Source organism: Streptomyces fulvoviolaceus (assembly GCF_000718165.1).
GTDB classification, from domain to species: Bacteria; Actinomycetota; Actinomycetes; order Streptomycetales; family Streptomycetaceae; genus Streptomyces; species Streptomyces fulvoviolaceus.
This window is the reverse complement of sequence record NZ_JOEY01000054.1, coordinates 15005-36811: the sequence shown is the minus strand read 5'-3', so window position 1 is coordinate 36811 and position 21807 is coordinate 15005. Positions and strand designations below refer to the sequence as shown.

At 68.0% G+C, this 21807-nt stretch carries 20 protein-coding genes; 7 read left to right on the top strand and 13 right to left on the bottom strand.

Annotation, left to right across the window (positions count from 1 at the left end; all coding sequences use genetic code 11):
• The first annotated feature begins 1304 nt into the window (after positions 1-1304).
• Positions 1305-2093, top strand: a complete 789-nt coding sequence (locus IG08_RS0142840) for an IclR family transcriptional regulator (RefSeq protein WP_158812338.1) — start codon at positions 1305-1307, stop codon at positions 2091-2093.
• A gap of 54 nt (positions 2094-2147) precedes the next feature.
• On the opposite strand, the gene IG08_RS0142835 is transcribed toward IG08_RS0142840, so the two are convergent.
• Positions 2148-2615, bottom strand: coding sequence for a cupin domain-containing protein (locus IG08_RS0142835; protein ID WP_030616491.1), 468 nt, complete (start codon positions 2613-2615; stop codon positions 2148-2150).
• Positions 2616-2757: 142 nt separating this feature from the next.
• Here IG08_RS0142835 and IG08_RS0142830 point away from each other — a divergent pair, with 142 nt between their 5' ends.
• Entirely contained in the window at positions 2758-3228 is a 471-nt protein-coding gene (locus IG08_RS0142830) for a cupin domain-containing protein (protein WP_234343117.1), read from the top strand.
• Positions 3229-3424: 196 nt separating this feature from the next.
• Here the strand turns inward: IG08_RS0142830 and IG08_RS0142825 are convergent, their stop codons facing one another.
• Positions 3425-4864: an aromatic ring-hydroxylating oxygenase subunit alpha gene (locus tag IG08_RS0142825; protein WP_234343116.1), complete on the bottom strand. Its 1440-nt coding sequence runs from the start codon at positions 4862-4864 to the stop codon at positions 3425-3427.
• Positions 4865-4924: 60 nt separating this feature from the next.
• Complete coding sequence (locus IG08_RS0142820; protein WP_199821033.1) at positions 4925-5206, bottom strand: ferredoxin; 282 nt, start codon at positions 5204-5206, stop codon at positions 4925-4927.
• Positions 5207-5639: 433 nt separating this feature from the next.
• Here IG08_RS0142820 and IG08_RS0142815 point away from each other — a divergent pair, with 433 nt between their 5' ends.
• Positions 5640-6623, top strand: a complete 984-nt coding sequence (locus IG08_RS0142815; protein ID WP_030616479.1) for an NAD(P)/FAD-dependent oxidoreductase — start codon at positions 5640-5642, stop codon at positions 6621-6623.
• A 55-nt stretch (positions 6624-6678) separates the two neighbouring features.
• Here the strand turns inward: IG08_RS0142815 and IG08_RS0142810 are convergent, their stop codons facing one another.
• Positions 6679-8268: an FAD-dependent oxidoreductase gene (locus IG08_RS0142810; RefSeq protein ID WP_030616476.1), complete on the bottom strand. Its 1590-nt coding sequence runs from the start codon at positions 8266-8268 to the stop codon at positions 6679-6681.
• A 17-nt stretch (positions 8269-8285) separates the two neighbouring features.
• Between IG08_RS0142810 and IG08_RS0142805 the strand changes: the two genes are divergently transcribed.
• Entirely contained in the window at positions 8286-9095 is an 810-nt protein-coding gene (locus IG08_RS0142805) for a transposase (protein ID WP_234343115.1), read from the top strand.
• Between the two features lie 57 nt (positions 9096-9152).
• On the opposite strand, the gene IG08_RS0142800 is transcribed toward IG08_RS0142805, so the two are convergent.
• Positions 9153-9698 carry a VOC family protein gene (locus IG08_RS0142800; RefSeq protein ID WP_234343114.1) on the bottom strand — a complete coding sequence of 182 codons (546 nt, stop codon included), beginning with the start codon at positions 9696-9698 and terminating at the stop codon, positions 9153-9155.
• Between the two features lie 540 nt (positions 9699-10238).
• Here IG08_RS0142800 and IG08_RS0142795 point away from each other — a divergent pair.
• Together IG08_RS0142795 and IG08_RS0142790 are read left to right on the top strand one after the other, a co-directional pair.
• Positions 10239-10634 (top strand): DUF86 domain-containing protein, encoded by a 396-nt coding sequence (locus tag IG08_RS0142795; RefSeq protein ID WP_234343113.1) that lies wholly within the window; start codon positions 10239-10241, stop codon positions 10632-10634.
• A gap of 826 nt (positions 10635-11460) precedes the next feature.
• On the top strand, positions 11461-12231 hold the full coding sequence (locus tag IG08_RS0142790) for a glycosyltransferase family 2 protein (protein WP_030616465.1): 771 nt from the start codon (positions 11461-11463) through the stop codon (positions 12229-12231).
• 258 nt (positions 12232-12489) lie between these two features.
• Here the strand turns inward: IG08_RS0142790 and IG08_RS0142785 are convergent, their stop codons facing one another.
• The 3 genes from IG08_RS0142785 to IG08_RS0142775 form a co-directional block, all read right to left on the bottom strand.
• A complete protein-coding gene (locus IG08_RS0142785; protein WP_030616462.1) occupies positions 12490-13710 on the bottom strand; it encodes a metallophosphoesterase in 1221 nt (406 codons plus the stop codon).
• Between the two features lie 246 nt (positions 13711-13956).
• Entirely contained in the window at positions 13957-14271 is a 315-nt protein-coding gene (locus IG08_RS0142780) for a hypothetical protein (protein ID WP_030616458.1), read from the bottom strand.
• 389 nt (positions 14272-14660) lie between these two features.
• On the bottom strand, positions 14661-15836 hold the full coding sequence (locus IG08_RS0142775) for an epoxide hydrolase family protein (protein ID WP_030616455.1): 1176 nt from the start codon (positions 15834-15836) through the stop codon (positions 14661-14663).
• A gap of 102 nt (positions 15837-15938) precedes the next feature.
• Here IG08_RS0142775 and IG08_RS0142770 point away from each other — a divergent pair, with 102 nt between their 5' ends.
• A complete protein-coding gene (locus IG08_RS0142770) occupies positions 15939-16514 on the top strand; it encodes a CGNR zinc finger domain-containing protein (RefSeq protein ID WP_030616452.1) in 576 nt (191 codons plus the stop codon).
• A 244-nt stretch (positions 16515-16758) separates the two neighbouring features.
• On the opposite strand, the gene IG08_RS0142765 is transcribed toward IG08_RS0142770, so the two are convergent.
• The 5 genes from IG08_RS0142765 to IG08_RS0142745 form a co-directional block, all read right to left on the bottom strand.
• Positions 16759-17376 (bottom strand): hypothetical protein, encoded by a 618-nt coding sequence (locus IG08_RS0142765; RefSeq protein WP_158812337.1) that lies wholly within the window; start codon positions 17374-17376, stop codon positions 16759-16761.
• Between the two features lie 289 nt (positions 17377-17665).
• Positions 17666-18688, bottom strand: coding sequence for a 2-hydroxyacid dehydrogenase (locus tag IG08_RS0142760; protein WP_030616446.1), 1023 nt, complete (start codon positions 18686-18688; stop codon positions 17666-17668).
• Positions 18689-18891: 203 nt separating this feature from the next.
• Entirely contained in the window at positions 18892-19941 is a 1050-nt protein-coding gene (locus tag IG08_RS0142755) for an L-idonate 5-dehydrogenase (protein ID WP_030616444.1), read from the bottom strand.
• 62 nt (positions 19942-20003) lie between these two features.
• Positions 20004-20789: an SDR family oxidoreductase gene (locus IG08_RS0142750; protein WP_030616441.1), complete on the bottom strand. Its 786-nt coding sequence runs from the start codon at positions 20787-20789 to the stop codon at positions 20004-20006.
• Complete coding sequence (locus tag IG08_RS0142745) at positions 20786-21706, bottom strand: NAD(P)-dependent oxidoreductase (RefSeq protein WP_234343112.1); 921 nt, start codon at positions 21704-21706, stop codon at positions 20786-20788. Before IG08_RS0142745 ends, IG08_RS0142750 begins: the two co-directional genes overlap by 4 nt.
• Positions 21707-21807 lie beyond the last annotated feature (101 nt).

The following is a 21807-nucleotide window of genomic DNA, read 5'->3' as shown; positions in this document are numbered from 1 at the left end:
TGTCGACTTCATAGAGATCCCGCCCCCGCAGGACACGGCCATCGCGCGCCGTGGAGCGTCGCGGTGGGAGCTCGAACTCGGGTCGGCTCACTGCGAAGAGGCGCGAGCGGAGTGACAGCATCGACGTGGCGCTCGGATCCGATGTACCGCCCCGCGGTGTTCCTGTGTGTTCCAGCCACTGCTGACTGTGAGGCCCGGAGCGGGATGCTGTGGCCCCGCAAGCCGATGTCGTACGGTCACTCCACGTAGCCTCGGCCCTCGATTTAGAAGAGTATACGTAATTGCCGTCTATCGGAATATGTCGTGCAGCCCCGGCCGTCCGAGCCCTGGCTGTTGCCGCGCGGCGCTCGTCCGCCAGCACTGCCCCTGTGCCGCCGCGCGTGTAAGTGGGCTGTTGGGGGACATCGACGGAACGATCAGGTGCCACAACTGGTCAATGCCACGCACCGGTTCGAACCCCGGAGCGCCGTCGGGCCGGTGCCTGGATGAGGTGCGCCGCCGACGTCTGCTTGTTGTCTGGGGCGAAGGCCGCCTTGAGCAGGTGGCCTGTCGAGTGGGGGACTGCCTGGGTGGTGCCGAACCCCTGCCTGAACTCCGCCCGGAGCGATCGCGCGGCCGGAGCTGTCTGGTCCCTGACCTCTTGCCCTGACGCAAGGACGGCCCTCGCGGACGAAGACGCTGACGCAGCGGCCTGATCGGGTCTCGTCGCCCCGGTGCGGCAGACCGCGTCGTCAAATTAGCTTGATGAGTATCCTCATTGCAAGGGTTGTGCGTCCAGGATCGTGAGTGTCGCGGCTGATGGGGCGGGGTGCCGGGCAGGTGGGGCCGCGTCGGCGGAGAGGTCGTGCCGGAGTCGGCCCGTGGCCGCCCGTGTGGTCCAGGCCCGTCCTGAGTGCTTGGGTACCTCGGCGGGGTCCTCCGCCGCTTCCGTCGTCCTTCTGTCGACGGCCAGTTGGAGCCCGCCCGCAGAATTCGCAGTCGGGCGGACACGACCCGACTGCTCGGGGGTCTCTCGCAGGCGCGCGACGCCGCCGAGGCGGTCATGGGGCCCGGCAGAGATCGATCTCGCCGAGGCCTTACGAACGGTTGACAGGCGGATTCGCGAGTGTGACCCTGATTACAGGGTACTGATTATAAGCCAAAGATGGCAATATCGGGCATAATTCTCAGTACAGGTTTGATTCGGGGAGGAGTTTAGTGCCCTGAATAGAAGGGTGGCAGTCGTGTTTACGAGCTCGGCACTGGGTGCGTCGGCCATGCCTGTGGAATCGATCATCGAGCCTCTGGGCGAATGCATCGTGGCGATGCCAAACCGCCATGACGAAGAAGCCGGCGACCGGCGCTGTCCGGAACGTACCGTCCTCGGACGGGTCGCCTCGATCATGGAGGCCTTCAACGGCGGTCAGCAGGTGCTGAGTCTCGGTGACCTCAGTGAGTGCACGGGGCTGCCGAAGTCGACCCTGCATCGCCTGGCCGACCAACTCTGCCAGGTCGGGTGGGTCGAACGCGATCCCGGCGGCTATCGCGTCGGTATGCGGCTGTTCGAGCTGGGAACCCTGGCGGTCGAAGGGAACCGGCTGCAGGAAGCCGCGTTCCCGCACCTGCAGGCCCTCGCGACCAAGACCGGCATGTCCGCGCAGCTCGGCATCCTCGACCAGGCCGAGGTCGTGTACCTCGAACGCATCGTGGTGGGCCAGTTCCGGCTGCCGACCCGACGCGGCGGACGCAAGCCCGCCTACTGCACCGCGCTGGGCAAGGCGATAGCCGCGTTCGACGACGAGGCCATCCGCCTGGTGACCTCCTCCGGGATGCCGCGGAAGACGGCGAACACCATCACGGAACCCCTCGCCCTACGGAGGGAACTCAACCGGGTTCGTGAAGTGGGAGTGGCGTTCGACCGGGGTGAGGCCTACGAGGAACTCGTCTGCGTCGCCGCCCCGATCCGCGGCTCGGGGCGCGCCATCGGGGCGGTGTCCGTCACGGGACCGGCCGGCCGGATGAGATGGGGTATGGCGAGCGAGGCCGTACGCAACACGGCTGTCGCGATCTGGAACGCGAGCTTCCGGTGCAGGAGTGCGGGCCCCCGGACATAGCTGCCGATCCCTCGTCGCCGCCCGCGCAGGGGCCGGGGCGGACGGGCTGCCGGTTCAGTGACGGCGTTGGACCCAGCCCGCGTCGTGCCAGTACGTCTCGAGCTTCTCCATCGGTTCGGGCCACGTCTCGATGTAGGTGACGCCCTCGCTGCCGGCCGTCATGAGATAGGGAGTTCCGGCTTCGCTGATCCAGAATTCGCCCGGGCCGACGGTCCGGCTGCCCTCCTCCCCGTCCTTGCCCCAGTTGACGTGGAACTGGCCGCCGAAAACGATGATCAATTCATCGAGGTTGTGGTGATGGCGGGGCACCGAGAAGTTAGGGGCGCACCGGAGCCCGTTCAGATTGAATGACCCGTCCACCTTGGTCGAGAGCCACATATTGCCTTTGAAGGTCTCCTCCATGTCGACCGGGGCATCAGCGAGGAGACCACCTTCATGCCACAAGTACGAGGGAGCGGCCTGATCGACCGGCAACTCGATCCAACCCTCGTCGGACAGCAGACTGAAGAACTCGATTCCCATGCCTCGATTCTGTGGACCGAGATGGGGCGTGTCATCAGTAAATCCCGGTGGCCGGAACGGGCGTTGGTGGTCGGAGACAGGTATGTCCCAATGAGCGGAACGTATCGACGACATGACGGACGGCCGCGCGTACGGTCGCGGCGTGACTCTTACTTTCGGTGATCTGGTGGAGGACGCGGACTGGGTTCCCATGGACCTGGACCAGCAGGAGCATCCGAATTACTTCTGGAACGACGGTGGTCCGCTGCGGGACGCACCGGTGGACTTCCGGGCGACGTTCGACGGGGCGATGTGGGTGACCACCAAACCGATCGACATACCGCGCTTCAATCGCAACCCGCTGCGTGTGCGCCCGAACTTCACGGTGCCCCGTCACCACCACAACGTGGACGAGATGCTCTTCGTCTTCGCAGGCGAGTACAACATCGAGCACTACGAGGCGGGCGAGCCGCAGACCGTGCGGGTGGGGCCGGGGGACGTCTTCCTCAGCCGCGCCGGCACGCCGTACACGATGACGGCCGGACCCGCGGGCGTCACCTACATCGAGACCTGGCCGAAGCCGGTGACCCAACTCGAGACGTACTGGCATGACTTCGGCTGGGTGCGACGGTGAGCCGATGTGGCGATGCCCCTTGATCTTCGGCCGGCGCCGGATTTGAGGGCACCGCCCGGTGCTGGTCCACGGCCCCGGGAAGTCCGGCCCGGCCGACCTCGCCCAGGCCGCATCCCAGCCCGCGTCGGATCCCCTCGTACCGTGCGCCGGATGATCAGGGTCCCTGTTCGGTGCTCCTGAGGGCCGGGCCCACGAATCAGTCCGTCCAGAGGAACCGGTCGGCCACACGGTGGTGGTTGTAGATGGTCATCTCCTGCTCTTCGCTCAACCGGTGCCCGTCGAAGCTGGGTGAGTGCATGCCTACGGTCACCTCCTTGGCGTTCGTCAGGTCCTGAGTGAAGATCTCGCCGAGGTCGGCCTCGCGGAAGTCCTCGAAGAACTGGGGCTGGAAGTCCCGCTTCTTGTCGTAGTCGGCGACGGGGACCTGGTCCAGGCTGAAGATCTCGAAGAGGCAGCTGTCCGGGTCGAGGCCGTTGGGGCGCGCCCGGTAGCCGAACACCGAACCCTGATTGGGCAGCAGGATCGTGTTCGGGAACACGTTCCACGCCGTACCGGCCTCCGCCCACTGCTCGGGGGTGATGACCGGCCAGTCGTACCCCTCGGCGAGGGACAGCTCCCGGTACAGCTGGAGGTAGTACTGACCGGCGGTCATCCCCTCCGGTACGTCCGCGGTCTTGAGCGCCTCGGCGGCGCGCCAGCTCCGCTCGTTCTCGAGGCCGCGCATGTCGTCGGCGATGTACTGCACGCTCAGCGCGACGCTGAGCCGCTCGTCGGTCACGCCCCCCGTGCCCCGGTTGGTCGGGTCCTTGGCGGCGTTGTCGGGAGTCGTCTCCTTCTTCTGGCCGACGCTCGAGTAGTGCGCGTGCCGCTCGTACACGGTCGTGGGCGCCCATATCCGCGCCTCGAGCTCCTTCATCGAGGCGATGTTCGTGTTCGACTTGTCGAACCGGTAGAGCTGCGGATGCGTCCCCGCCACGTGGTACGCCTCGAGGAATCCGTCCAACGCGGTCTTCCAGTTGCACGGCAGCAGCACGCTCTTGTGCCACCGATACCGCATGTGCTCGAACTGGAACGGTGCGAAGATCCTCGGGATCGGGTCGAGGTATTCGAGGAGCGGCTTGGCATCGGGGTCCATGTTGATGAACACGAACCCGCCCCACTGCTCCGCCCGTACCTGGACCAGGCCCAGGTCGTCGTCCGAGCGGGGCACGAACTCCTCACGGTCGAGCACCAGCCTGATCGAGCCGTCCAGGTTCCAACGCCACCCGTGGAACGGGCAGATGAGTGAACCGACGCGGCCCCGTCCCCGCGCGAGTCGGGTACCGCGATGCCGGCACGCGTTGAAATAGGCGCGGATCGAGTCCCTGGCCTCCCGCACGATCAGGATCGAATGACCACCGATCTCGTACTCGACGAAACATCCGACACCCGGCAGTTCCTCCAAGCGGCAGGCCATGAGCCACGTCCGCGTGAACACCTTCTCCAGCTCCAGCTTCAGGAACTCAGGGTCCAGATAACGGCCCTTGGGCACGAACGCACGGGAAAGCCGGTACTTCTCCGGGACTTTCTCGGCGGGGACATCGCCCTCGAACCAAGGAACTCGACGGTCCAGTCGGGGCTCAACTACCGCAGACACCGAAAACCACTCCTCCACTCGACATGCGTGTACGGCTCCACAGGTGGCCGCAAGGTGATGTCAGCCGGCGTCGGGGCCGGCGACCTCGGTGCCGTCGGCGCGCCGCACCACGTGGATGCAGTTGCCCGGGCACTCGTCGGCGGCGTCGATCACGTCCAGGCGCAGCCGATCCGTCACATCGGCCTGCGAGCCTTCCGGCGTCAGCAGTTCACCGTCGGCGTCGTTCTTGACGTAGGCCAGGCCGTCGTCGCCGAACTCGAAGACCTCGGGCGCGTACTGGGTGCACAGACCGTCACCGGTGCACAGTTTCTGATCGATCCACACCCGTACCTCATCGCTCACGAGCCTCGCCCTCCTCGTCCACAGAAAGCTCCGAGCACTTCACGACGTGCGGACATCCACGGGTCGTCGCCAGTCGTCCGTCATCGCAGTGGCGCTGAGAACGACTCTCCACGCGGCGCTTCAGGTCGTCCACCGACCGTCCCATCAGACGGGATCAGAGCTGACGGCTCGGCTCGGGCGCGCCATACACTCAACCGGCCATTCGCTGCCGACGCCGCGTGAGCCGTGGGGCGGCGTCCCGGTCGTCGGCCTCGGGGTCCACCGATTCCGCCGGTGGGAGAGCCCTCGCCGTGGGGGTGACCGGACACGGACCGAGCCGGATCGAAGACCGATCCTTGATGACCTCGGCACTGATCTGTCGGCGCGTCAGAGGCAAGTCCCCGTCCCTGGGGGCGGCAGCTCCCCACCACTTCCAGTTCCAGGAGGTCGGCCCGTGGCCGAGACCGTGACCACAGACATTCTCATCGTCGGGGCCGGCCCGATCGGGCTCTTCGGCGCCTACTGCGCAGGCTTCCGCGGGCTGCGAACCGTCCTGGTCGACGCGTTGCCGCAGTGCGGTGGGCAGATCACCGCGCTCTACCCGGAGAAGGAGATCCGAGACATCGCGGCCGTCCCCGGTGCCCGTGGCCGCGAAGTCGTCACCGCCCTCAAGGACCAGGCCGACGCTTTCGGCCCGACCTACCTGCTCGGCCGTCAGGCGGTCGAGCTCAGGCACTCGTCCGACGGACGCCCGCAGGTCACCCTTTCCGACGGCACCACGGTCGACACCGGCGCGGTGGTGCTGACCGCCGGGATCGGCACGTTCACCCCGCGGTCCCTCCCGGCCGGGGAGGAGTTCCTCGGCCGCGGGCTGAGCTACTTCGTCCCGGACCCGGCGGAGTACTCCGACCGCGACGTCCTCGTCGTCGGCGGCGGGGACAGCGCGGTCGACTGGGCGCTCGCCCTGCACCCGATCGCCCGCTCGGTGACCCTCGTACACCGCCGCGGCACGTTTCGGGCACACGCGGCGAGCGTGCGAGAGCTGTATGAATGCGGCATCGACATCGTCACCAACGCCAAGGTGGAGGCCCTGTCCGGCGACGACCGGGTGTGCCAGGCGCAGCTCCGGGTCGACGGAGAGGACGAGTCGCGGGTGCTGAAAGTGGACGCGGTCGTGGCCGCACTCGGCTTCATCAGCAACCTCGGGCCACTCGCCGACTGGGGCGTCCAACTGGACCGGCGCACGATCGTCGTCGACACCCGGATGCGCACCACCGTCGACCGGATCTACGCCGCCGGTGATGTCACCGCGTACCCCGGCAAGGTCCGCCTGATGTCCGTCGGCTTCGGGGAGGTCGCGACCGCGGTCAACAATGCCGCGGTCGCCCTGGACCCCGCGCTGTCTCTCTTCCCCGGTCACTCGACCGAGTCGGCCTGACCGCCGACGCCCTCTCGAAGAGACTCTCCTCGAGAGGGCGTTGAGAAGCTCTGGCCTACCTGCTCTCGTCGGCCATGTCGAGGGCGGCGATGTAGGAGAACGCCATCGACGAGCCCACGGGGCCTCCCGCGCCGGGGTAGATCCGGCCGGACATCGGAGCCATCGTGTTCCCCGACGCGTACAGGCCGGTGATCACCGAGCCGTCGGGCCTCAGGACGCGCGCGTGGTCGTCCGTCTTGAGGCCCCCCTTGGTTCCCAGATCGGACAGCACGATCGTGGCCGCGTAGAACGGCGGCTTGTCGATCACGCCCAGACAGGGGTTGGGCCCGTCGGTGTGGGCCCCCGCCATGTGCGTGATCATGAGGTCCCAGGGATCCTCGCCGCGACCCAAGTGCTCGTCCTTGCCGCTGCGGGCGTAACCGTTGAACTCCTCGACGCTCTTGGTGAGCGCACCCGCGGGCAGGCCGATCAGTTGCGCGAGTTCCTCAAGCGTCTCGGCCCGCTTCAGGACACCCGCGTCGACGAACTTGTCGACGTCGAACCATCCGGGGACCTGCGGCGCGACAGGCAGCGCCGCGAAAGCCCTCTCGTTGTCGATCTGGCGCTGGTCGAACACCCAGTGCGTGGGAAGGTGCGACACGTCCGAGGACCTGTGGGCCTGGAGCATCTCGTGACCGGCCCGGTCATACGGGAGACGTTCGTTCATGTAGCGCTGTCCGGCGGAGTTGACCCAGATGCCGCTCCAGACCGACGTGTAGAAGACGGGGCGCGTGTCGGGCACGACGAGGCCCGGCGCGAACCATGATTCGTCGAGCAGGTCGGTCGCCGCGCCGATGTCGATGCCCGCGGTCAGGGCGTCGCCGGTGTTGCCCGGGCAGCCCTGGGTCCACTGGTCGGTGATTCCGGGCTGGAACTGCTCACGGAGCGTGCCGTTCCGCTCGTAACCGCCTGCGGCCAGGAGTACGCCCCGGCTCGCGCGGAACGTCACCCTCTTGCCGTCGCTCAGGGCCTCGACCCCGACGACCGCGCCGTCCTCGACGATGAGGCGCTCCAGACCGGTGTTCGTCAGCACGGTGCCGTTGCCGGTCTCCACGAATGCGAGCAACGCGCGGCCGATGAGGGCCTGCCCGCCGATCATCATCGAGCCGGGATCGACTCCCCAGCGCTCCGTCCAGAGCGGCCTGCGCACCAGGGGCTCCAGATCACCGAGTTCGGACCGGTCGAAGTTTTCAGGGAAGACGGTGCGTCCCTGTGGCAGGCTCCCCGGCCGTCCGGCGAAGTAGTCGGGCACTCCCTGCCAGAAGAACCGGCCGAACCGCGGATTCTTCTCCAACTCGTCGATCAGGGGAGGTCCCGCCTGAAGGAAAGCCTCCCGCAGTGATGCCGGGGAGTCGTCGCCGACGATCGCGTCGAGGTAGGGGCGTGCGACGTCGGGACCGTCCTCTACGCCGGCTCGCTGCTCCGCCGCGTTGCCGGGGAGCCAGATTCCGGCACCGGAGTAGGCGGTGGTCCCGCCGACGTACTCCGTCTTCTCGATGACCAGAGTGCGCAGCCCGCGAGAGGCCGCGGCGTACGCGCCGACGAGCCCCGCGCCCGAGCCGACGACGATGACATCGTAGGAATCAGCTGTGCCTTCGCTGCTCATGACGGCTCCCTGAGAATGTGAGGCCGGCCCGGGAGGACCGGGTGTGGTGGCGGTCTGCCGTTTGCGGCAAGACGGTCGAACACGGCCTCGTCCGGCCCGGGTTCGTCCCACCGCCGGAGACCCGGCAGTCGTGGTTCCTGACCCGCCATTGCACCGAGGCCATCCGCGAACGCACCCGCGCGGTCCAGCGGCTTGAGCAACTCCTGGAAGATGCGGGGCTGTCGGCGGTCGTCTCCGGCCGGCTGGGCAAGTCGTCCCGCGCGATGCCGGAGGCCCTGATCGCCGGCGCACTGGTGCCGGCGGAGATGGCCAAGGCCGGAGTGCGGACCGAATGCGAGATCCTGGCCCAGACTCTGACCGGCCGGGTCACCGACCACCACGAGTTCCTGGCCCTCACCGAGATCGGTGTGCACATGAGCCGTTTTCCCACGGCTGCCCCTCGGGCGTCGTGGGCCGGAATGCGACCGGGCGAGCACGAGCCCGCGGGCAGACACACCTCCGGCACATCCCATACCGGCGAACCGTGGCCGAAGGGCGCACTTGGGCTCGCCGTCGCTGCGGCCGTCCGCGGCAAGGGCACCCAACTGGCGGCCCGCTGCACACGCATCGCTGTGCGTCGCGGCGAGAAACGCGTGTTGGTCGCCGTCGGCGACACGGTCCTGGCCTCGGTCTGGCACATGCTCACCAACGACGCCGGACATGCCGAACTCGGTGGCTCCTACTGCTCCATCCAACGAACCGGCCGGGCCGGGCAACCGCGGTGCTTGGCCGGCCGGTCCGACATGCTCGGGCATCACGTGTCCCTCCCATCAGGGGAAGCGGTCTGACCTGCGGGGTGTTCGGCACGGTGCTCTTCGTTGCCAGTCGGACCGAGAATCAGCGACTCAGCCCCGGCCCACATTCGACGCCGCCTCGAGCTGCGCGAACCCCTGGGCGGCGGCCTCGTCGAGCTCCATGATTTCGACGAAATGACCCAACTCGGCCGTCATGTCGAGATACCCGAAACGGATCGCGCCGCTGTCCCCGAACTGCTTCCAGGTCCTGCCGTTCGCCTCGACGATCGCGGACGCCTCGTCGAAGTCGTCGACGCGGAAGCCCAGATGATGCAGCGTCGCCGGCTCCCCTGGCCTGATGGCGTCCCGGTAGAGGTCGACCATGCCGCCAACCGGACGGATGATCTCCAGATTGGTCGGACCGGCGTTGACCAGGGCGACATCGATGACCCACTCGTCAGCCGGCTCACCGTCCACCACCACGAAGGCGGTTCTCGGGTCGGCGACACCGGCTCGGGGTCGGCCTCCGCCCAGCGACGACTTGAAGTGCTTGACGCACTCCACCGTCCCCAACCTCGACTCAAGGTACGAAGCTGCGGCGTCGATGTCGTCCGTTACGTATCCGAGCTGCATGAAATTGCGGAAAAGGTCACTCAACGCCCGCATTCCGCACCCCTTTGCCCTGGTTGGCCCGGTTACCCCGGCGAATGGTGCCGCGCGTCACTGCCGTGTGCCACCACTGCAGACCAGCACGGGAAATGACTTTCCACCCGACATCCACGGACGTCCATCACGTGTCCCACCAGACGGAATCATCGGCACGGCGCGGCTCCGGCAGGCCATGGACCCTGTCGCTCGACCGGTGCGGGCAGCGTGACCCAGGCTGCGCCGACCGGTTCAAGAGGGGCGTACGGACCGGGAGTTCGGGGGCAGTCGACTGGCTGATCGAGGCGGGACCCGGGACTCCCGTTGCACCCTCGGCGCCAGGACACACCTGTTCTCCCTGTGCCTGAGGCCCGGCAGTTTCGCGCGGGTCACAGATCACCCCAGCTGTGGCACGATGCGGCGATGACCACACCGAGTGAAGGGGCGGCGCGGCTGCGGGAGGCGGCGCGGTTGGCCGCGGCCCGACCTGGGGGCGATCGACCGGTGGCTCCGGGCCTGGACCGGGGATCGATCGAGCACAGGCTCATCACGATGCGCAAGTCGCTCGGTCAACTCGACTCCCTCGGACCGGTGGGTCGCGCGCGCCTGGAGAGCGACCCGGGAACCGGGCTCGTCGTCGAGCGGATCCTGGCGCTCCTGATCGACCTGGCCTTCGCGATCAACAGACACGTCTCCGCAGTTGTGTTGGGTGAAGATCCGCAGACGCCCGCCGCCTCGTTCGGCGCGGCAGAGAAGGCCGGGATGATCGACGCTGAGCTGGCTGCCGCCCTCGCGTCGCCGGACGGCCCGCACAACGTCCTCGTGCAGCTGTACCTGGACACCGAACCCGAGGAGGTCACCGCGGTCGTGTCCGCCGCGCGGTCTGAATACTGGGAGTACGTGCGGCAGGTGGCCGACTGGATTACGGTCCACCCTTCGGAGAGCTGAGCTCTTTCGACGGGGGAGACGGGATGAGGCCCGGCTCGGTCATGTCGCGTCGGGGACATCGACGACGTGATCCGCCGCATCTGCGGCTGTGCCGAGCAGTGTGCCGACCACGGGCACAGCAAGGTCAAGGGCTGAACTCGCTGCTCGGAATCGTCTTCCCGCCGCTGACTGCCCGGTGATCGCCGCCATCGTGCCGCGCAAGGACCCGGCCAACTCCGCACGCGGAGCGGCCGCGTTCGCCGCCGAGACGGTGCGTGCGGCTCAAGCCGCGGCGCGGTGGGACGTGTTTACCCGAGACCTGTCGCCACGTGGAAGAGCTGGGCAGGTGCGGACATCGGCGAGGTTCCTGACCACTGCGTGATCCTGGATGCTGAGGGAGATCGCGAGCCCGTCCAACAGGGCGGATCTCTTGAGGACTTATAGTTAATGGCCTATTCTTAATGAGGGATGACGTCGGGGTGGGCCTGTCGACTCCCCGGCAGGCCCTCGGTGTGCTGCAAGAGGAAGGTCTGTTCGAGAAGGCGGTTCCCTTCTCATTGAGCGGGTCTGTCGCGTGTGCTTCCGCGAGGGCAACGCGCCATTCAGTCCGGGGCCGCTCTTACCTCGGTCGAAGCGTTGCCCGGTGACCGCACGGAGCTACTGATGCCGGATCGAATCAAGGGCGGCATCCTGCTACCGACCAGCTCTGAGACTGATGTGTCGGAAAAGATGACGCTGGGCATATCAGTGCGCCTGCGGGCAGATTTGCACCTCCACTGAAATCGATATTCGGTTCCCCGTCGACTGCATCGAATCGCGTTCGACACCGATTGGAGCGTTGGACGTAGTGCCGATCTTCTCTGTCATCACAGCGGTCAGGGACGGCAGGGATGCCTACCTGCCTGAGGCATACGAGTCTGTAGCCGGCCAGCGGCTCCCGAAGGGCTGGTCTCTCCAATGGCTTGTACAGGAGGACGGCAAGACGGGTAAACCGCTCGATCGCCTGCCGGACAAGCCGTGGATTTCCAAGGACGCCGGCGAGACCGGCGGGTCCGCACAGACCCGTACTCTTGCTCTGCAACACGCCGAAGGTGTGCTGACGCGCACCCTGGATGCCGGCGACCTGTTTCCCGACAATGCGACGCTGGCCCGTGACATCGAGGCCCTGGCGGCCAACCCCGATCTGGGTTGGACCGTGGCTCCAGGCCTCGAACTCCACTTGGACGGTCGTCTCGTCCCCGCCCCGCACGATCTCCTACCCGGTCGCCTCGCATCCGGCTGCCTCGCGGCGAGCCTACGGACGGGCAGCATGTCACTCACGGGTGCTACCGCCACGATCTATACCGAGCTGGTGGTGGCACACGGAGGCTGGCCTGCTATTCCGTCTTGCGAAGATGCCGGCCCACTGCTGGCCGCTGAAGCGGTCGTCGATGGGTGGGTGCAGGAGAAACCGGGAGGGATCCTCAGGAAGCGCTCGACCCCGCCGACCACTGGACCGGAACATCGGCACCAGCGCGAACGGGAGAGGGCCGTGCACATCGGGGTCGTGCTCGGCCGCGCGGATGCCATCCGGGAGCTCGGATGGAGATGGCAGCCGTCGGAGCCTGTCACGATCTAGGGCTCCCCGGAACGTTGTTGATGCACGACACGCATTGCCGTACGGCTCGCCTGTCGGCCGAACCCAGCTAGGTCTGCTGGCGGTACAGGCGTCACGCGTCGCTGACCTGCGTAAAACGTGCCCACGTATGGCTCGTTGGAGCCGTCGGCCCGGGAATGGTCCGGATCTTGTCCTCAGCGTGACGGGCCTGGTCTTCTGTCGACGCCGCACCCTTCGGCTCGTGGACTGCTCCAAGCGGATGTGTTGGCCCGCCGAGTGCTACGGCGAGGTGGGCAGGTGCGGGGAGCGGAGCACGAGCAGGGTGATCTCGCTGGGGGCGAAGACTCGGAACGGCGGGCCCCAGAAGCCGGTGCCGCGGCTGGTGTAGAGGAGAGTGCGGGGGCCGTGGTGGCTGAGGCCGGCGAGGGCGGGCTGGTCGATGCGGACCAAGTGGTGGAAGGGCCAGATCTGTCCGCCGTGGGTGTGGCCGGAGAGTTGGAGGTCGATGCCCGCGTCTGCCGCCCGGTCGATGAACTTGGGCTGGTGTGCCAAGAGCAGGACGGGTAGGTCGGGGTCGGCGCCGTTCAAGGCTCCGGCGAGGTGGGCGCGGTGGCCTGCCAGGCCGGAGGACTCGGCCGTGACGTCATCCACGCCGGCGACCACGAGGGTGTCGCCTCCGCGTTCGAGCAGCAGATGGCGGTTGCGCAGCGGCTCCCAGCCCAGCTCGTCCATCAGGTCGACCCAGCCCTGGGCCTCGCTGTAGTACTCGTGGTTGCCGGTGACGTATACACGGGCACGGGCGGCCCGCACGGTTCCGAGTGGGGCGGCCTGGGCGCGGCGGCGTTCGGCCGTGCCGTCCGCGATGTCGCCGGTGTGGCAGACCAGGTCGGCTTCCAGGGTGTTCACCGTCTCGCAGACCCGTGCCGACCAGCGAGTGCGGTCGAGGGGACCGTAGTGGGTGTCGGTGATGAGGGCGACGCGGATGCCGTCCAACCCGGCACCCAGCCGTGGGAGTTGCACGTCGAGTCGGCGCACGCGTGGCACGCGGCGGGCTTCGGCGTACCCCCAGGCGAGTAGTACCGCGGTTGTGCCGAGGACGGCCCAAGTGACGATTCGGGCCCGATCGTGACTCTCGCCGACGCCGGCCACGGTCAGGGCGAGCCGCAAGAGGATGCCGAGCAGAACGGACCAGGTGAACAGAACCCAGCTGGCGCCCAGCAGGGTGTCACCGACGATCGCCGCCCGGTCCTGCTGGCGCCGGCCGTGACCGCGCCCCATCGCGAGCGGCATACCGACGAGGCCGAGGGCGAACAGGGCGGTGCCGACCAGCCTGACGGGCAGCGGCCAGTGCTGGCCGCTGTGCAGGAGCACCCAGCAGGGCACGGCCCACAGCAGGACGGGGGCGATCAGGGGGATGTAGCGCATCAGGCGGTGCAGTTGGCTCTGCTTCGGAGCTTGCGCTTCGCTGTCGGCGGGTCGGGTGTTGCTGGTGTCGGTCACGCTTCCCCTCTCTGACCAGGCTGCCGTCTCGCGCACTGTATCCGGTCGCCCTCGGGCCGGCCGGACCGGCGTTCATGGGCGCGGCCCCTTGGGGCGAAGGGTTCTCTGCGGGATGGCAAGACTCCGCCGCAGACTCCTCCCTTGGCATGAGCCGCGATCAGGGCGCTACGCCCGGCTTGGTACTGCCGCCAGTGGAGCGCGCGCCGGCGGGACGACGGCCTCAGCCGATGATGGCGAGTGCCGGCCTCACTGAAGCCGGTCAATGCACTCCCGCAACAGGGCGTTCATGTACCCCGAGTTGGGGAGGTCGTGCCTGGTGATGACGCCACGGCTGGTGCGAGTCTGTCGGTGCATCACGTCATCCGCCTGCACCTTGAACTCCAGGAGCCGTTGCACGTACTTCTTGTCCGTCTTGGTCCAGTTGTAGCTGCTGGCGGCCTGCTCGAACGACTGGCACCCCAGGATGGGCGGCACGTGGTCGATGATGGCCCGCACCAGGGCGTGACAGGCGTAGGCGTGACCGTCCCGGAAACAGGCGTTCAGCTCACGGACGAGCTGCAAGAGCTTGTCCGGACTGAGCCGGGTCTGGCCCTGCTTGGCCTCCAGCTCCTTGATGAGGTCTTCATTGACGTACTGCGGCGGTTCCTCGGCCGGGGTAACGGAACGCGGGCTGATGGCTCCCGTGACGTCGGCAAACCAGCCGAGAAAGAATCAGCGATCGAACCTGCCTGCGGGCCCAAGAATCCGCGACAGCGCAGGCCGTGGACTCTCCGGGATCGTCAGGGTGATGGTGCCTGCTGCCTTGGTTACCTTGGTGACCCGCTCCACATAACTGCGCAAGTCGTCAATGTCCCGGTACGCCTTGAGCCACTTGTGGAGCTCAAACTGAGGGCGGGCAACGCCTTGAGCCGAATCAGGCGGGGATCGAGTGCCGGGTCGCCGAGCCGCGTTCACCGATGAGCGGCCAGCACTGCCGCGAGGCCCTCTTGCAGGTCCTTGACGAAATACTCGGGAACCTCCAACGACGGGAAATGTCCCCCGCTTTCGGGCGAACTCCATCGGACGATCTGTCGGTACCGCTCCTGCACCCAGGAACGCGGATACCTGTTCTCGATGTCGCGGGGATACATACTGATTGCTGACGGGACGTCGACCCGAAGTTCGGGATCGAGGGAGTTGGGGGTTTCGTAGTAAATGCGGGCCGACGATGCGCCGGTCCGCGTCAGCCAATACAGGGTGACGTCGTCAAGAACGCGGTCTCTGGAAATCGTCTCGAACGGGCTGTCTTCGGTATCTGACCACTCGGCGAACTTGTCAAGGATCCAGGCAAGAAGCCCGACCGGTGAGTCGACGAGCGAGTAGCCGATGGTCTGCGGTCGGGTCGCCTGCTGCTTCGCGTACGCCCGGTGGTGGCGCCAGAAATCGCGGGTTTCCTCGGTCCACTTGCGCTCGACCGCCGTCAGCCCGTCCGTTGTCAACCCGGGCGGCGCCTCCGCGAACAATGTGTGGATGCCGAGAACGTGCGCCGGGAACCTGCCGCCGAGAACCGTGGTGATACTGCCTCCCCAGTCGCCGCCGTGGGCTACGAACTTGCTGTAGCCGAGCCTTCCCATCAGTTCCACCCATGCGGCCGCGATCTTTTCGATTCCCCACCCGGTGGTGGCCGGCTTGTCGCTGTAACCAAAGCCCGGTAGCGACGGGACCACGACGTGGAACGCCGGCGCGTCTGCATCTTTCGGATCTGCCAGCTCGTCCACTACATCGATGAACTCAGCAATGCTTCCTGGCCAGCCGTGCGTCAAGATCAGAGGAGTGGCATCTGCGCGCGCGGATCGGCGGTGCAGGAAGTGGATTCCCAGATCGTCAATGGTCGTGCGGAATTGGCCGATCCGGTTAAGGCGTGCTTCGAACGACCGCCAGTTGTACCCGGTGCGCCAGTAGTTCACGACATCGACGAGGTCGGCGAGAGGGACGCCCTGTTCCCATCGGCGAGGGTCGGGCGCGGCGCGATAGACCGTCTCAGCCTCCGGTAGCCGCGCCGCGGCCAGTCGCGCGCGCAGATCGTCGAGGTCAGCGTCAGTTGCGTGGGCTTCAAATGCTTGCACGTCGCTGGTTGGACGGGGCATGAGACCTCCTGGCCATCGCGGAATCGGCTGCGAACTAGTGCGAACCGTCTAAGACGGTTCTACCTGTCTTCATGCCAGCGCGCAACCGGCTAAGGTGGTTCCATGCGTGCTGGATTCCCTGACTTCCGCCTCGGTACCGTGCTGGCAACCAGCTTCACGGGGACTCTGTCGGAGCGTCGTGGCGACGCTGTGGAGCGCATTCCCACGCCGCAGCGACTCGTCGACTGGCTGGCCGTGAACGGCCTCGCTGTGGCGTCCTGCACCACTGCCCAGCTCGACCTCGCTCGGGAACTGAGGGAGTCGATTCACGCCGCCGCGACGGCGGCCGCGATCCAGGACGCTCTCCCTGCGTCTGCTGTCCAAGTCATCAATGACTGCAGCGCTCAGGGGCGGGCCGCGGCGATCCTGACGCCCGAGGGTGAGCGGCGATGGCGGCTCGGTTCGGCTTCCTGCGTGGAAGATGCCCTCAGCGTGATCGCCGCCGACGCGATCAGCATCATCGCAGGCGAACGAGACGGAAGATTGGCCTTGTGCGCATCGCCGACCTGCCAGGCCGCCTTCTTCGACACCAGCCAAAGTCGCACCCGCAAATGGTGTGACATGAACACGTGCGGGAATCGTCAGAAAAAGGCGCGCTTCAATGCCAACCAGCGCAAGAACCTCAGATCAGCGGAGTGATCGTTACCTCGGCAGTAGGTGGGGCTGGTTTCGCGACCGCATGTGGTGCAGCGGAACCACCACGGTGTTTGGCTGCCGGGGTAGGGCTCCAGTGGTTCGAGTCCGGTCGTGCGCATGGTTGCACTGGCCTTCGGCGCGTTCGTGGCGGCGCGTTTCGCCTGGGTCTCCTTCACCCGGCAGACGCGACAGCGCTGGCCCGCGTTACGGACGGCATCGAACGTCGGACGCCCCTCGCGCCCGCAGGTCATGCAGCGCGAGGGCCAAGTCGCGTTGGTGCGGCCGGGATACGGCACGAGTGGCTCGTATCCGCAGGCCCGCATTTCTGCGGCTGCGGCCTCCGCGTTGATGAGGACCGCGGAACGGGTCGGCCGCCGACTCGGGGCGCATAGGGTTCCTCCGCGTTCCGGGTTTCCTCGTCGACCGTGGCCCAGACCTCGGCCGCCGTGACGTGGGCTGCGGAGCAGGCCTCGGTCCAGCCGTTCGGCATGACGTCGCTCGTGAGGAAAGGGATGAGCCCGGCCTGACGCAGGCGGCTCAGCACGGCCTGCTCGACGTCGTAGGCGGCCGCGCCGGTGGTGTAATCCCGGGCCTGATGCAGCTGCCAACCCTGGCGTTCGTGCTGGATGAGGCGAGAGGCGTAGCCGGTACAGGCACCGATGCCGATCTTGACGGCTTTCCACTCCCGGTGGGTGATCACGTAGACCTTCGACGGTCCTGCCAGGTCGATGCCGTGGGTGGCACAGAACTTGCATCCTCCACCAGCACGGATCTTCACGAGCGTCGGGGAGACCTCGATGCCGCAGCACGCGCCTCCTTGAAATCCTCCTCCGCGTGCATGGAGAACGACCTCGTCAGCATGCATTCACCAGCAATGGCAATGGACCATTCATGGGGCTCGGACACCGGGCAATCACGTGGAGTGCGTGGCGATTCTTGAGCCTGTTCAGGAGGGCCGCTGACCGGTTGGTCCGAGCGGATCTTCGCCACAGTGCCGTGACAGCGGAGTCCTTCGTCAGTCGCCGCTCAGGTCCAGCGGGACAGCCACTTCCTTCCAGGTGAGCTGACTGCAATCGCTGGCGAGGACCCGCCTGCAGTCTTTACCGGCCAAGTCCCAAGTGTGCCGATTAGCCTGGGGTCATCAATTCGCCACGTCAGCCCGACCGTCCTTCCGGGCCCCCGGCCGGCCGTGCCTTGGTCCCCGGCAGCGGCGTCGGTGCCGCTTCGCCTTCCAACACGGCCTCGATATTGCTCGCCGCCAGCTCAACCATCGCCGCGCGCGTGGCCTCCGTCGCCGAGCCCACATGCGGCAGCACCACCAGATGCGGTTCGGCGAAGAGCGAATCGCCCGGGTCCGTACGGGGCTCGTCCACCATCACGTCCAGCCCCGCCGAGTGCAGCTTCCTGGCGCGTAGCGCGGCGACCAGTGCCTCCTCGTCGAGGATTCCGCCCCGTCCGGTGTTGACGAGAGTCGCCGTCGGTTTCATCAGGGCGAGTTCCGGTGCGCCGATCATGCCGGCGGTCTCGGGCGTCAGGGGAGTGTGCAGGGACACCACGTCACTGGTGCGCAGCAGGTCGTCGAAGGTGACCCAGCGGGACAGGTCGTCGTCCTCCTTACGGCGCGGATGGTGGTGCTGGACCCGCATTCCGAATCCGGCCGCCCGGCGTGCGAGGGCCTTGGCGATCTGCCCGTAGCCGATCAGCCCGAGCGTCGCGCCCTGTACGTCGAGCCCCAGGAAAGCGTCCATGCTGAAGGCGCCCCACTCGCCGCGCCGCAACGCGGCCATGCTGGCGCCGAGGCGCCGCCGCGCCATCAGGATCAGCGCCATCGCCACGTCGGCGGTGGTGTCGGCGAGCACGTCGGGGGTGTGGGTGACCACCACGCCGCGCGCGGCGGCGGCGTCGACGTCCACGCCGTCGTAGCCCATCGACGCGAGCGCTACGACGCGGAGGCTGGGGCCGGCCGCGTCCAGCAGTGCGGCGTCCACCCGGTCGCTGCCGAGGACGAGCAGCCCCTGGCAGCCTCGGACCAGTGTGCCCAGTTCGGCGGAGGTGGGTGGCGCCGTTCCTTCCCAGGCGGTGACGTTGTATCGCGAGGCGAGCCGCCCGACGGCGGGGCCTGGCAGGCCGGTGCGGCTCACCGCGACGCGGGGACGGGGTACGGGCGTGCCCGACATGCTGAACTCCCATGGTCGGAGGGGATGTTGGCGGGTGAGTGGTAGCCCTGGGTGGGCCGGAGTGGTTGGGGCACCTCGCCGGGACCGCGTGGGTGAAACGGCCCGGGAAGGGGCCGCTCGGGGCCGGCGGGCGGGCACGACCGCCGCCGGGAACAGGCGGGCTGGTTCGTGGCCGGCCCGAGTGAGGGCGTCGTCGGACCGCGTCAGGGCTTCGTCGCATCCGCGAAGTCGAGGAGCACCTTGCAGGACCGCGCCGGGTCGGCTGCCAGTTCGAAGGCTTCGCCGGTGTGTGCCACGGGAAGTACGGAGGTCACCACCGGGTCGACCGGGAGGCGGCCGTCGGCCAGCGCCCGGAGTACCTCGCCGAGCTCGGTGTCGAAGCGGAAGGAGCCGACCAGCCGTAGCTCCCTCGTGATCACCGCGTTCGCGGCGACCGGGGTGTCCCCGGGCGGGAGCAGGCCGAGGCCCACCACCAGACCGCCCCGGTCCACTCCGTACACGCAGGTACGCAGCCCGGCGGGGTTGCCCGAGGACTCGATGGCGATGTCCGCCGCCAGGCCCTCCAGTCCGTCCCCGCCACTCACGGGGCCGCCGATCCGTACGGTCGAGTCGGCGCCCACCTGCTTGGCGACGGCCAGCGGCGCCTCGTGGACATCGGTCACGGTGATCTCACCGGCTCCGGCGGCGCGCAGGGCCGCAACCACCAGGCAGCCGATCGGTCCGGCGCCGGTGACCAGGACCCGCTTGCCACGTACGTCGCCGGCCTGTCGTACCGCGTGCCAGGCGACCGCCGCGGGCTCGGCGACCGCGGCGAGCCGCAGGTCGAGGCCCTCGGGCAGGGGCAGAACCCGTTCCGCGGGCACCACCAGGACATCGGCGAAGCCGCCCTGGACGTGGGGGTTGCGGGCGGCGCTGCCCAGATAACCGGTGTCCAGGCAGGTGTTGCGCCGTCCCGCCGCGCACTGTCGGCACGTGCCGCAGGAGGCCAAGGGATGCACGGCCACCGGGGTTCCGGGCGGCGGTGCCTGCGTGCCGGGGCCTGCCGCGCGTACCAGGCCGGCGATCTCGTGACCGAGAATCAGTGGTTCGCGCAGCCGGAACTCCCCGACCGCGCCGTGCCGCCAGTAGTGCAGGTCGGAGCCGCAGATCCCGCCGTAGCGGATGTCGACCGCCACCTCGCCGGGGCCGGGCTCCGGCACCGGCCGCTCCTCCACGCGCAGGTCGCCCGCCCCATGGGCCACGACCGCTCGCATCGTCGATGAGTTTGATGAGTTCGAGCTCGATGAATTTGCTGAGTTCATGTCCTCGGTCCTTCTCAGATGACCGCGGTCAGGCCGCCGTCGACGGCGATCACCTGACCGTTGACGAAGTCCGACGCGGGGGCGGCGAGCCACACCAGCGTGCCGACGAGATCCTCGACCGAGGCCCAGCGCCCGGCCGGGGTGCGGCCCCGGATCCAGGAGTCGAAGGCGGGGTCGTCGACGAGGGGGCGGGTGAGTTCGGTGACCACATAGCCGGGCGCCAGGCCGTTGACCGTCAGCCCCGACCCGGCCCACTCCGCGCACATGCCGCGGGTCAGCATGGCGAGGCCGCCCTTGGAGGCCGCGTAGGCGGCGATGCCGGGACGGGCGAGCCAGGTCTGGACGGAACAGATGTTGACGATCTTTCCGTGGCCGCGCCCGACCATGCCCGCGGCCACTGTGCGGCCGACCAGGAAGGCGCTGGTGAGGTTGGTGTGCAGGACCCGTTCGAAGTTGTCGGCGGAGACCTGGAGGAGCGGTTCGCGGTGCTGTACGCCTGTGTTGTTGACGAGGATGTCCAGCGGGCCGACCCCGTTCTCGATTTCCTGGACCGCCGCCTGTACGGCCGCCTCGTCGGTGACGTCGAAAGGCACGGCATGCACCTTGGTCCCGGTGCGCTCGGCGAGTTCGGCGCGGGCGCGTTCCAGGGCCTCGGGATCGCGGCCGTTGAGGACGAGTTCGGTGCCCGCCTCGGCCAGTCCCGCGGCGAGGGCGAATCCGATGCCCTTGCTGGAGCCGGTGACCAGGGCCAGCCGGCCGGAGAGGTCGAACAGGGAAGGACCCTTGGCAGAAACCGTCATGACCGGCCTCCCGTCGAACCGTTTCCGTCTCCGGTTCCGGTTCCGGTTCCGGTTCCGTAGTAGTGCATGAGCGCGGCGTTGTCGGCGTCGCCGTGGCCCGCCGCGGCCAGCCAGCGGTGGAGTTCGGAGACGGCGGTGGTGACCGGCAGCGGCACTCCTTCCGAGCGTGCGTAGTCGCGGGCCGCCTCCAGGTCCTTGACCATGTTGCTGACCCGTCCGGTGGGCGTGAGATCGATCTCGGCGAACTTCACGAAGAACTCCTGGAGCAGTGCCGAGTCGGCCCTGCCCCCGGTGAGCGCCGCCCGTACCTGCCGTGGCGGCAGACCGGCCGCCCGCACCAGGGCGGCGGCCTCGGCGAGGGCGGCGAAACCACAGCCGACCAGCACCTGGTTGACGGACTTGACCAGCTGCCCCGAGCCGGCCGGGCCGAGGTGGGTGAGCTGGGAGGAGAGCGCCCCGAGCACGGGCAGCGCCCGCTCCACCTGGTCGTCCTCGCCGCCGAGCATCAGCGTCAACTCGCCGCGCTCCGCGCCCGGCGCGCCGCCCGACAGGGGGGCGTCGACCCAGCCGGCGCCGAGCTTCGCCGCACGTTCGGCGAAGTCGCGGGTGCGCCCGGGATCGATGCTGGACATGTCGATGACCAGGACGCCCTCGGGGGCGGCGGTGAGGACCCCTTCGGCGCCGAAGACCACCTGCTCGACTATGTCGGCGGTGTTGAGGGAGAGGATCACCACGGGGGACGAGGCAAGCTGCGCCGCCGAGTCCGCCGGGACCGCGCCGTCCCTGGCGAGCTCCGCCACCGCGTCCTGCCGGACGTCGTAGACCCGCACGATGAGCTCACGCCGCAGCAGCCTGCGGGCGATGGCCGACCCCATGACCCCGAGCCCGGCGAGCCCCACCTCTGGATGTCCTGACACTCGAACCAACCTCCTGAACCAAATGCTGTTCGTCGAACAACATACTGGCCGTAGGTGGCGAAGAAGTGCAACTGTCTGCCGTTATGCATGCTCGCCTGTTC

What these genes read in the sequence shown, in the direction of transcription:
- IG08_RS0142770 (WP_030616452.1), top strand. Translation starts at nt 15,939, where the DNA reads ATGCGTGCTGGATTCCCTGACTTCCGCCTCGGTACCGTGCTGGCAACC.
- IG08_RS0142750 (WP_030616441.1), bottom strand. Translation starts at nt 20,789, where the DNA reads ATGACGGTTTCTGCCAAGGGTCCTTCCCTGTTCGACCTCTCCGGCCGG.
- IG08_RS0142835 (WP_030616491.1), bottom strand. Translation starts at nt 2,615, where the DNA reads ATGGGAATCGAGTTCTTCAGTCTGCTGTCCGACGAGGGTTGGATCGAG.
- IG08_RS0142795 (WP_234343113.1), top strand. Translation starts at nt 10,239, where the DNA reads ATGCGCAAGTCGCTCGGTCAACTCGACTCCCTCGGACCGGTGGGTCGC.
- IG08_RS0142775 (WP_030616455.1), bottom strand. Translation starts at nt 15,836, where the DNA reads ATGCCCCGTCCAACCAGCGACGTGCAAGCATTTGAAGCCCACGCAACT.
- IG08_RS0142765 (WP_158812337.1), bottom strand. Translation starts at nt 17,376, where the DNA reads ATGCATGCTGACGAGGTCGTTCTCCATGCACGCGGAGGAGGATTTCAA.
- IG08_RS0142840 (WP_158812338.1), top strand. Translation starts at nt 1,305, where the DNA reads ATGCCAAACCGCCATGACGAAGAAGCCGGCGACCGGCGCTGTCCGGAA.
- IG08_RS0142760 (WP_030616446.1), bottom strand. Translation starts at nt 18,688, where the DNA reads ATGTCGGGCACGCCCGTACCCCGTCCCCGCGTCGCGGTGAGCCGCACC.
- IG08_RS0142755 (WP_030616444.1), bottom strand. Translation starts at nt 19,941, where the DNA reads ATGCGAGCGGTCGTGGCCCATGGGGCGGGCGACCTGCGCGTGGAGGAG.
- IG08_RS0142810 (WP_030616476.1), bottom strand. Translation starts at nt 8,268, where the DNA reads ATGAGCAGCGAAGGCACAGCTGATTCCTACGATGTCATCGTCGTCGGC.